The 9,737-nt window shown below is 54.0% G+C and carries 12 protein-coding genes and 3 tRNA genes; 1 reads left to right on the top strand and 14 read right to left on the bottom strand.

Annotated elements, in window-relative coordinates:
- The 14 genes from H5U02_11855 to H5U02_11790 all read right to left on the bottom strand — a co-directional run.
- Positions 1–245 (bottom strand): sulfurtransferase TusA family protein (locus tag H5U02_11855; protein ID MBC7343110.1); only part of this gene is annotated, 245 nt, incomplete at its 3' end.
- Positions 246–375: 130 nt separating this feature from the next.
- Positions 376–1,416, bottom strand: coding sequence for a selenide, water dikinase SelD (gene selD, locus H5U02_11850; GenBank protein MBC7343109.1), 1,041 nt, complete (start codon positions 1,414–1,416; stop codon positions 376–378).
- A 25-nt stretch (positions 1,417–1,441) separates the two neighbouring features.
- Positions 1,442–2,854, bottom strand: a complete 1,413-nt coding sequence (locus H5U02_11845) for an aminopeptidase (protein ID MBC7343108.1) — start codon at positions 2,852–2,854, stop codon at positions 1,442–1,444.
- A 67-nt stretch (positions 2,855–2,921) separates the two neighbouring features.
- Entirely contained in the window at positions 2,922–3,569 is a 648-nt protein-coding gene (locus H5U02_11840) for a CvpA family protein (protein ID MBC7343107.1), read from the bottom strand.
- Positions 3,570–3,683: 114 nt separating this feature from the next.
- Positions 3,684–4,496: a 3-methyl-2-oxobutanoate hydroxymethyltransferase gene (panB, locus tag H5U02_11835; GenBank protein ID MBC7343106.1), complete on the bottom strand. Its 813-nt coding sequence runs from the start codon at positions 4,494–4,496 to the stop codon at positions 3,684–3,686.
- A gap of 308 nt (positions 4,497–4,804) precedes the next feature.
- Complete coding sequence (locus H5U02_11830) at positions 4,805–5,242, bottom strand: DUF441 domain-containing protein (protein ID MBC7343105.1); 438 nt, start codon at positions 5,240–5,242, stop codon at positions 4,805–4,807.
- A gap of 178 nt (positions 5,243–5,420) precedes the next feature.
- Positions 5,421–5,804 (bottom strand): S1 RNA-binding domain-containing protein, encoded by a 384-nt coding sequence (locus H5U02_11825; protein ID MBC7343104.1) that lies wholly within the window; start codon positions 5,802–5,804, stop codon positions 5,421–5,423.
- Positions 5,805–6,056: 252 nt separating this feature from the next.
- Positions 6,057–6,479, bottom strand: coding sequence for a septum formation initiator family protein (locus H5U02_11820; GenBank protein ID MBC7343103.1), 423 nt, complete (start codon positions 6,477–6,479; stop codon positions 6,057–6,059).
- 65 nt (positions 6,480–6,544) lie between these two features.
- Complete coding sequence (locus H5U02_11815) at positions 6,545–6,805, bottom strand: sigma-70 family RNA polymerase sigma factor (GenBank protein ID MBC7343102.1); 261 nt, start codon at positions 6,803–6,805, stop codon at positions 6,545–6,547.
- Positions 6,806–6,906: 101 nt separating this feature from the next.
- The gene (locus H5U02_11810) at positions 6,907–7,332 is read right to left on the bottom strand and encodes a spore cortex biosynthesis protein YabQ (GenBank protein MBC7343101.1); all 426 of its coding nucleotides are present in this window, start codon (positions 7,330–7,332) and stop codon (positions 6,907–6,909) included.
- A gap of 154 nt (positions 7,333–7,486) precedes the next feature.
- Positions 7,487–7,762: a sporulation protein YabP gene (gene yabP, locus H5U02_11805; GenBank protein ID MBC7343100.1), complete on the bottom strand. Its 276-nt coding sequence runs from the start codon at positions 7,760–7,762 to the stop codon at positions 7,487–7,489.
- A 467-nt stretch (positions 7,763–8,229) separates the two neighbouring features.
- A tRNA-Thr gene (locus tag H5U02_11800) sits at positions 8,230–8,305 on the bottom strand.
- A gap of 1 nt (position 8,306) precedes the next feature.
- Positions 8,307–8,382 (bottom strand) — tRNA-Met (locus H5U02_11795).
- A gap of 3 nt (positions 8,383–8,385) precedes the next feature.
- Positions 8,386–8,471 (bottom strand) — tRNA-Tyr (locus H5U02_11790).
- A gap of 366 nt (positions 8,472–8,837) precedes the next feature.
- On the opposite strand from H5U02_11790, the gene H5U02_11785 reads away from it, so the two are divergent.
- Positions 8,838–9,737: IS110 family transposase (locus H5U02_11785; GenBank protein MBC7343099.1), on the top strand; the 900-nt coding region annotated here is incomplete at its 3' end.

Here is a 9,737-nt window from a genome sequence, read left to right as displayed (position 1 = left end):
GGCGCAACTTGGGTCGAAGAACCAGAGAATTCCTTCTGGATACGGATGTAGAATTCGCCGTTCCGCTCCTCCACCTCGACGGGATAATCCTGACTGCGAGCAAATTTGACCACGTTGTCGCGAGAAGTAGGGTTATCGACAATAGTCACCAATTCTCCCCGTTCAAGCTCATCTAGAGCCTTCTTAGTCCGCACCACTGGTTGCGGACAGGTAAGCCCCCGGCAATCCACCACGATAGGATCCAAAGTCTTTCCCCCATTTCTTTGATTACTTGGCGCCACCAATAGCACCATCGATTCCTAGTGCGCCTTAGCCGCATCAGCGGTGGCATGGCCAGTCGGCAGCCTCAATGCGCTATACCAATTGCCACATCCACTACTTGTAAACTGTGATCTTCGGTGCCCCTGCCTTTACTCTGCCCACCACCGCCGCTCCAACTACCCCTCCCTCTTCAAGCCTAGCCAGCAGCTCCTCCGCTTTCTCCTCCGGCACAGATATTAGTAGACCTCCGGAGGTCTGGGGATCGAAAAGTAGGTCCCGGTGTCGCTCCGGCACTTCGTCCTCAAAAACTACCTTGTCGCCCAGGTATTCACGATTGCGATAGGCTCCAGCTGGTACCAATCCCATATGGGCCAATTCCTCCGCCCCCGGCAAAAACGGGAACCGCCCCGCTTGCACCTCTAAACTCACCTGGCTGGCTTCGGCCATCTCGGCCGCATGCCCGAGGAAACCAAACCCGGTAATATCTGTGACCGCGTGGGCCCCGACTGCCAAGGCCGCCTGGCTGGCCTCGCGGTTTAGGGCTCGCATGGCGGCGATGGCTGCCGCTTGCGCCTCTGGCCCTGCCATTTCGGCTTTGACAGCCGTAGCGACTACCCCCGTACCCAAGGGCTTAGTCAACACCAATAGGTCCCCGGGGCAAGCGCCGGCATTGGTAAGAAGCTTGGCCGGGTGCACAATACCAGTTACGGCCAAGCCGTACTTGGGCTCGGGATCCTCAACCGTATGGCCACCTACCAGCAAAGCTCCTGCTTCCTGCACCTTGGCCGCGCCGCCGGCCAGGATTTGGGTTAAGATGCCGAGATCCATGGTCTGTACCGGAAAGCAAGTAATATTCAGAGCCGTGAGCGGTACCGCCCCCATAGCGTAGACATCGCTAAGGGCATTGGCAGCGGCAATTTCCCCAAAGGTATAGGGATCGTCCACTATCGGCGTGAAAAAATCCACCGTCTGCACCAGGGCCAAATCCTCGCTAAGCTTGTACACCCCAGCATCATCAAAGGTGGCTCCGCTCACCAACAGTCGAGGATCGTCGCCAACTGGTAACCCTTTCAGTGCTTCTCTAAGGGCCGCCGGCCCTACCTTGGCTGCTCACCCACTGGCCGAGGAGCACTGGGTTAGGCGTACCACGGACATCACCCCTCTTTCAAGTTCTAGCTGTTTATGAATTGAAGAAAGCTTGGTAAGCGCGGTAACTCATATAGATATCTGCCTTACTAGAGACTTCAAAGGGGGAATGCATACCCAACAGGGCAGGGCCACAATCCACCACTTCCAGGCCCAGGTTGGCCAAGTACCCAGCGATGGTGCCGCCACCACCTTGATCGACTTTTCCCAACTCTCCGGTTTGCCATATCACTTGGTTGGCGTTAAAGAGCTGGCGAATTTGGGCTACGTATTCAGCATGAGCATCATTGGCGTTGTACTTGCCTCCGGCTCCGGTATACTTGGAAAGCACTACTCCACCGCCCAGCCTAGCGGCATTATATTTATCCATTACGTCCTCCCAGGTTGGATCTTGGGCTGCGGCCACGTCAGCCGAAAGCGCCCTAGACCGGCGGAGGATTTCCCGCACCGAAGTTTGCTTTCCTTCGCAGGCGCTTAAGCGGTCCACCACCAGCTGCAAAAAGTTGGACTGAGCGGCAGTATTGCCAATGCTACCAATCTCCTCTTTGTCCACCAACAGCAGCACCGCCGTATGGGCAGGAGCCTCCAGATCCAAGAATGCCCGGAGGCCAGCATAAGCCGAAGAGCGATCGTCTTGGCCATAACCAGCCACCAAGCTCCGGTCCCACCCTAGATCCCGCGCCGGTCCCGCCGGTACTAACTCCAATTCAGCGCTGATAAAGTCTTCTTCTACCAACCCATACTGCCTATTTAGGTAATCTAGGACAGCCAGCTTTACCTTCTCTTTGACGTCCTCGTCAGCATAAGGTATGCTCCCTACCAACACGTTGAGCTCCTCGCCAGCAATTCCTTCCATAAGCAGGCGCTTTACTTGGTCTTTGGCCAGGTGCGGCAAAAGATCGGTAATGGTAAAGGCAGGGTCACCAGGATCTTCGCCGATGCAGAGCTCCAAGGTCTCGCCAGTGGCCTTAATTACCACTCCATACAAGGCCAAAGGCATAGCCACCCATTGATATTTCTTAATCCCGCCATAGTAGTGCGTCTTTAATAGCGCCAAGCCTTGGCTCTCGTAAAGAGGCCGGGGCTTGAGATCCAACCGGGGAGAGTCAAGGTGGGCTCCTACCAGTACCAAGCCCGAAGCCAAAGGTTCTCGGCCCCATGCTATTAGGGCTATTTCTTTTCCCCGGTTTACCAAAGAAAACTTGGCGCCCGCTGCCGGCGGCTGCCCTGGCTCTATTCCCTCAAGGGGACGAACGCCAGCTTCGGCAGCTAGTCGCAAGATCTCCTTGGCTGCTAACCTTTCAGTTTTAGCTCGAGTCAAGAAAGATTTATAGCCCTCGGCAAATGTGAAGATGGCTTCCCTTTCCGCATCTTTAACCTTTTCCCATACGTTAGGGGTCTTGCGCCCCAACCGCTCAAAAAGCTCTTGACCGGGACTCTTTGGGATCTTGGGCGTACCCTCCTGAACTTCCGTTACCAACTACTCCCCTCCTATCACAGCCAACCCCAGTTAGTTACCAGAGTCCACCTATTTGGGCTACCATCCAGCTAAAGATTTGGACCAGATAAGGCAGAATAGTGGAGCGATGCAACTGCCCGGTGACTTCCGGACCTAACCCTATGGCGCTTCCCCTAGGGGAAGTCAAAAACGGCAGCGTTAAGCCTACAAATACCGCCATAGCCAAGGCAGTAGTCACCAGTCCGACCAAGGCTCCTCCCCAAGCGTTTAGGAATCCCGCCGGAGTAAACCGAACACCCCGGTCGACAACGCCGATGACCAGGCGCAGTACATATCCGGCCACTACCAAAATGATAAGAAAGGCCAAAGCAGTGACCAAGAAATCCGCCAGTCCGTGGCTGACCGGCTTCGGCGGTATTACATAAGTGCCTACATAGCTTTTCAACCAGTCCGGCACCTCGGAACTGGGCGTTAAAGGCTTACCGCCGGCCGGGTGCAGAAGCGGAAACCAGCCTGACAGCTTAGTTGCCAGCTGCCATTTCTGATTGAGCCAGCCGGCCAAAGAGGGTGCGCCTAAAAGAGCAAGGATGATAGTAGCAATGCTCCCCACAAAACCACCCAACGCCCTGACCAGTCCCTGCCGGAACCCGGCAATGGTCCCGAGCAGCAATATACCTCCTAAAATGATATCGGCGTAATTCATGGGCTCCTCCTCCTGGCTGTTTTCTTGGGCTCCGGCTTCCAGCCACGGAAGCCGGAGCCCCATGTGGAGCAGCTAGGCGTTATGGAGCTGGCAGTCAGGCATACCTGCCCGTGATTACTTAAACGTGTGCTTCTCCTCCGGAAATGCCCCTTCTTTAACTTCTTTAACGTACTCGCCTACCGCCCGCATTATCTCACCTTTTATATTAGCATATTGCTTTACAAACTTAGGCACGAAGCGCTCAAACAAACCTACCATGTCATGATATACCAAGACTTGCCCATCGCATTCCGGACCCGCACCAATCCCAATGGTAGGAATGGCCAGCTCCTTGGTGATTACCGCCGCCACCGATCCTGGTACGCACTCGAGGACAATACTCATAGCCCCAGCCGCCTCCAAGGCTAAGGCATCTTCAATCAACTTTTGGGCTGCTTCCTCTGACTTCCCTTGGACCTTGAAACCTCCAAGCTGGGCTACATATTGAGGGGTGAGGCCTATATGGGCCTGGACCGGGATACCAGCGTCTACGATAGCTTTTACCGTGTCCACCATATTCCGCCCCCCCTCCAGCTTGACGGCGTCAGCACCGGCCTCCTTGAGAAAGCGTCCAGCATTGCGAACCGCTTCTTCCCGGCTGGCCTGGTAAGACAAAAAGGGAAGGTCGCCTACCACCAAGCACCGCTCTACAGCTCTGGTAACTGCCCGAGTATGGTGAAGCATTTCCTCCATGGTTACAGGAACAGTAGTATCTAAGCCCATAACCGTCATGGCCAAGGAATCGCCCACCAGGATAACATCAACCCCGGCCCGGTCTACCAGCAAAGCGGTTGAGTAGTCATAAGCGGTGAGCTCTGCGATCTTCTCGCCCCTGGCTTTCATCTCCTTTAACTCAGGAACCGTCACCTTTTTTCGTTCGGTTGACAATTTGCGCCACCCCCTGAAGAAGTTTGGCCGCAAAGGGCTCCATTCCCATGGTTAGTTATTCTCACCCAGATGGCTAAATCCCTGCTCTGGAGACAAGAAAAAGCCGCCCGGACTTCAGGGGGCAGCTCAGGAATTTCGGGCTCGCTGGGAAACTCCGGCGGCGCAGTGGTTGGGTGGGGCGGGCTGCCGGGCTCAGGCCATTCCGGTAGCAAAATTATCGGGGGTACTCGACCGACAACGAACACCGGCACACCTCCGTTGCTATACTTATCTGTATTATCTCCGGTCGGCCGGGTTATATACACCGTTCAACTTCTCAAATTGGCCAGCCAGGTAAACAGGGCGGCAATTCCCCCGGCCATCAACGGGCCTACGGGAATACCACCGAAGAATAGTACCCCCACGAGGGAACCAACCACCAACCCAACCATCATGCCGGGCTGCTCCTGCAAAAGGTGTAGGCCCTGTCCGTTCATAATGGTAGCCAGAATGCCGCTGACCATAGCAATTAGGCCGGGGATGGAAAGGAAGGAGCGAAGGCAGGTGTCCATGGGGACTTTGCCCGATGCGAAAGGAGCAAGCACAGCAATAGTAAGAAATACTAGACCGATCTCCAGGCTCCGCCGCTCCAAAAGTGGCAGTAGCCGATCCAGCCGGGCCACCTGAATTAGCAGAAGCAGGGCGGCAGCAACAGCAATGACTTGTGACCTTCCCACAATGGCCAATAGAAGAATGAGGATGAGAATCGGGAAGCCATAATTGAACACTGGCTTTCACCCAGCTTTGGTTTCTTGACCTTTCCATCATATGCCATCCAGGCTCAAAATAGACATCAAAAAACCCTAGAATTACTGGTTCTGGAGACTACCAGCAATGCCTAGGGTCAAAGATCGCGATCTATTTCCTCGACGTTTGGTTTGATTGCTAAGCTCGGTGAGCTCCCCGCCCCCCTCGCTTAGAATCGGTACTACGCTTCAGGTCTTGGAGCCTCTCATCGCTCTCCTTCAAAAAACGAGCCAGCTTCTCCTCGAAGGAAGCTGACACTCGTCGCCGCGGCCTCCCCGGCTGGTAGTTGGGGTCAGCCTGCTTAATGGAAAGCCCGATCTTCCCCTTTTCATCCACATGGATCACTTTGACCCGAACCCGATCATTTTCCTTCAGGTAGTCCTTAACGTCCTTGACATAGGTATTGGCTACCTCAGAAATATGGACCAACCCTGTGGCTCCCCCGGGAAGTTCTACGAAAGCTCCAAACTTGGTAATACCGGTTACCACTCCTTCCACTATGCTGCCTACCGCGATGGCCATACGAAGAAAATTCCCCCTAGATAATACGTACGCTTACGCTGAGAATATTCTAACGTAAGGCCCCATCTCCTGTCAACTAAGAAATCGGCGTCATGGCTGGCATTGATTGCCTTCCAAGCATCCGTATACCCAAGACGGCTAGCTAGCTAAATGCTCATAAACTGCCTTGCCATCGTTTTCCCTCTGCAACTGGAGTCGGCAGGCACATACTGTCAGCAGGCACGTACTGGCTAAATGCCCCTGACTGGCAACCTAATCCTTGTAAACCGCACGGTTATCCTTCTTGAGAGGGAGGGGGTTACCCGGCTCCGTAAAGATTACTACCTTTTCCCCTGGCTTAATTAGTCCCAGCTGTTCACGAGCTAGCTTTTCTATGTAAGCTGGATCGTTGAGCTTTTGGATTTGCCGATCAAGTTCCTGGCGCTGCTGAACTAGCGCTTGGTGTTCAGCTTGGAGCCGGGCAACTTCCCGGTTGGCTTGGCTCATCTTCAACCCCACGCTAATAAAGGATATTAAGGCATAAACGGCAATAGCAGCTAGGGACGCCTTTTTCCAATTTAGCTGGTACCGTCTCTTGGCCCTCCGACGGGATGACGGGTAAAGAGGCCTGTTAGCTAAAGGCCTAGTCGCCTCGGGAAGGAGAGCTTGTCCCCTTGGTGAAGGTAAAGAAGCCATGGTTGTCGCGCCCCCTAATTACTCTTAAGCCCTCTCAATGAGCTCTGATTGCTAACCTACATCGTTTAGCTACTCTGCTTATCGCCTTCGCCTCGGCCTTCACCTTCGCCCTCGCCGGCGTCAAATATCCCCAGCGTCTCCCCGGGCAGTATGATGACAACTTCGTAGCCCTTGGTCCGAGCCCGGTGGTAAATGGTAGCCACTGTGGCAGGGCTCAATCCCAACTGGGCAGCAATCTTTTCTTGGGAAAGGCCCATTTCTTTTAAAGCTACCACCTGGCGCTCCCGGAAACTAAGTTTTTCTACGCCCCGGATTTCGATCTTCACAGCTTACTCCCAAGCGGCAAGGGTTGGCTAACCTTAGGGCTAAGCTTATGCACAGCTTATGCACAAACTGTGTACAAAACTTGTACAAAATGTGTATAAAATCATTCGTCAATGGTCTCAGGGATTCCTTCTTTTTGGGCTAAGGTGGGGAAAAAATTTTTCAAGAGGGTTCTGACCACGAAACGAAGCCAACGCAGTGGCAGTATAAGGATGGCTAGAATCCTTAGGATCAAACGGGCTATCCCCGTAAATAACCCAAGCATCCACCGGCTCAACCAGCGGAAGTAAAGTCCTGCACCCAAAGCTAGGCCAAGAAGCATAAAAAACCGGAGTTCCCCCCAGTTAGTCAAGAGCAAGCCAAAGAAGACCCCTAAGGTAGTGATAAACCAGTAAATGAAGTCCCCCAGGTGGATTTGCCACCGGCGGGGGTGAGCTAAAAGGTGCCAAGTACGAAACAAGTCGTAAAAAGCACCCATGACCACCCCCAAGGCTACGGTGCTACTAAAGATAGCTAGCTGGATGGGCACGCGGCTCTCCTCCTAACAAACAGTTTGTTCTAGGCTATGCCGGCCAGGGTGGGCCTTCGCTCCGCCCCGGACCAACGCCTCGGCATCGCCCCCGGTTTTCTTCCAGATCCGTCGCATGGGCACTTCCGGCGAATGGCTGAAGTCGGTCCTTTCTTTAGCGCAATATCTTTTTAAGGAGGCCCTCCCCTCGCCCTTTGCCGCCATACTTGTTGCTGTAAGCCAGGGAGCTGATGGTGCCGGTAACCGCCAGCTCTCCGGATTCTAGATTGAGGTTATGAATATTGAAACCCTCGCCCTCAATTACCAGCGGGCCCATGACCGTTTCCAGGACTACCCGCCGATCATCGAAGCTAATCACATGGGATACCCCGCCAACTGTCAGGCGCTCCCGGTCAGTCAAAGTAAAATAATGCTTCCTGCCCTCGACCATGGCGTCACCTCCTCACCGTCCCTTTACATGTTTATGCAGTTCGAACAGTAAAAGTAGTAAGGAACTAAACATTACAGAAGAGCACTTAAGAGGGGCCCACCCCAAAGGACATGGAAGGTTATCGCCAAGCAGCCTATCTTTTTCATTTTTTGCTGCTGATTGGGGATGACGGTGCGACACAAGAGGTAACGTCTGTCTCGCCCGGGCGGTTTGCAGGTCGTGACGTGCAGAAGCGGACTTTATTCTATCCTCTCTATACCCCTAGATATGCACCACAGGCCTAGAGATTTGGGGAAGCAGCATCACCAGCAGGGCAGTCTATACCTAGCCGGAGAGGTGGCCGACCGCAGACAAATAATAAGGAGCAGGGTGATGCTCCTCACGGTAGGTATACGACCCTCGCCCTACCCTCGTTTGTCAGCTGATGTCAGGGTGAGGGTAAACGCAAAAACTTTGCCAATCAATACTGGAGCCCACAACCGGGATTGAACCGGTGACCTCCGCCTTACCAAGGCGACGCTCTACCGACTGAGCTATGTGGGCTTGGTTGCGGGGGATGGATTCGAACCAACGACCTTCGGGTTATGAGCCCGACGAGCTACCAGCTGCTCCACCCCGCAACATGGTGGAGAGGGCTGGATTCGAACCAGCGAAGGCTGCGCCAGCAGATTTACAGTCTGCCCCCTTTGGCCAACTCGGGAACCTCTCCACGCTCATTATTCACTTTACCCGCTCTGGGAGTTAACCCCCCAAGCGCAACTCAAATTATAGCAACTTCCCCCAACCTCGTCAAGGCCTATCGCTGCTGGTGTCACGGGACTGTGATATTGTCACGTGAGCGCGGACAGAGAAAATGTTGGCATGATAAAACCGTACCTCTGGCGAATTAAGTAACTAGGCGGGTTATCTAGCCAAGGCAGTGCGGGCAAGAGCGGCCGTCTGGTGACATGGATGATAAGAGTCCGAGAAAATGTTTGGCCGCCATCTCGACCCGCCAAAGTGGGCTAAAGAGCCCGGATAGGTGATTGTCGTGCTTACCTTTGCTCGCGCCCCATAAAAAGGAGGTGCACCAGGATTGCGGTACTTTGGCCTTGACGTCCACAAAGTTACTTGCGAGGGAGCAGAGCTTCTACCGGGTAACTCTATCAGGCGTTTCCATTTCCGCAATGAGAAAAAGGAGTGGAAGCGGTTCGCTAAGGAACTTGACGGCAACTGCAAAGTAGCCCTTGAAGCCACCGGCAATGCTTCCATGATTTATGATATCTTAACAGCGCGTGGGGCACAAGTGGTGGTCGTCAACCCCATAAAAACGAGAGCCATTGCTGAGGCCAGGATTAAGACGAACAAGGTGGACGCTGAGATCTTGGTCAGGCTCTTGGCCGCGGATTTTATCTGTGCCAGCTGGGTGGCCTCCAAGAAAGAGCGAGAGCTAAGAACCCTACTCCACCACCGGGCAGCCTTAAAGAAGCAGGTGGTGGGCGTTAAAAATAGGGTTCACGCAGTTCTGGCCAGGCACGCCATAACGGTGCCGGCAAGCGATCTGTTCGGAGTAAAAGGGAGGCAGTTCCTCCGGGAGCTTGAGGAACTGCCTGAGGTGGAGAAAATAGTCCTCACCTCGAACCTCAAGGTCCTCGAGGCTTTAGAGGAGGAAATCACAGCTATTGAGAAAGAGCTAAACCTGAGGGCAATCACCTTGGATGGGCTAGAAATTCTTTTAGGCATACCCGGGATAGATGTCCTGGCCGCCCTGACCATATTGGCCGAGGTTGGCGATATCAAGCGCTTTACCTCGGCAAAGAAGCTTGCCAGTTTTTCCGGCCTTGTACCTTCAGTGCACCAGTCGGGCAAAACCAGGTACACCGGACACATCACCAAGGCGAGCCGGAGCATGCTGCGCTGGATCCTCATTCAGGTTGCTCTTCAGGCAGTAAGGCATCCAGGTACCTTACGAGATTTCTTCCTCAGGCTGAAGAAG

This window comes from Clostridia bacterium (genome assembly GCA_014360065.1).
Taxonomy (GTDB): domain Bacteria; phylum Bacillota; class DSM-521; order Neomoorellales; family JACIYF01; genus JACIYF01.
This window is presented reverse-complemented; position numbering and strand designations above follow the sequence as displayed.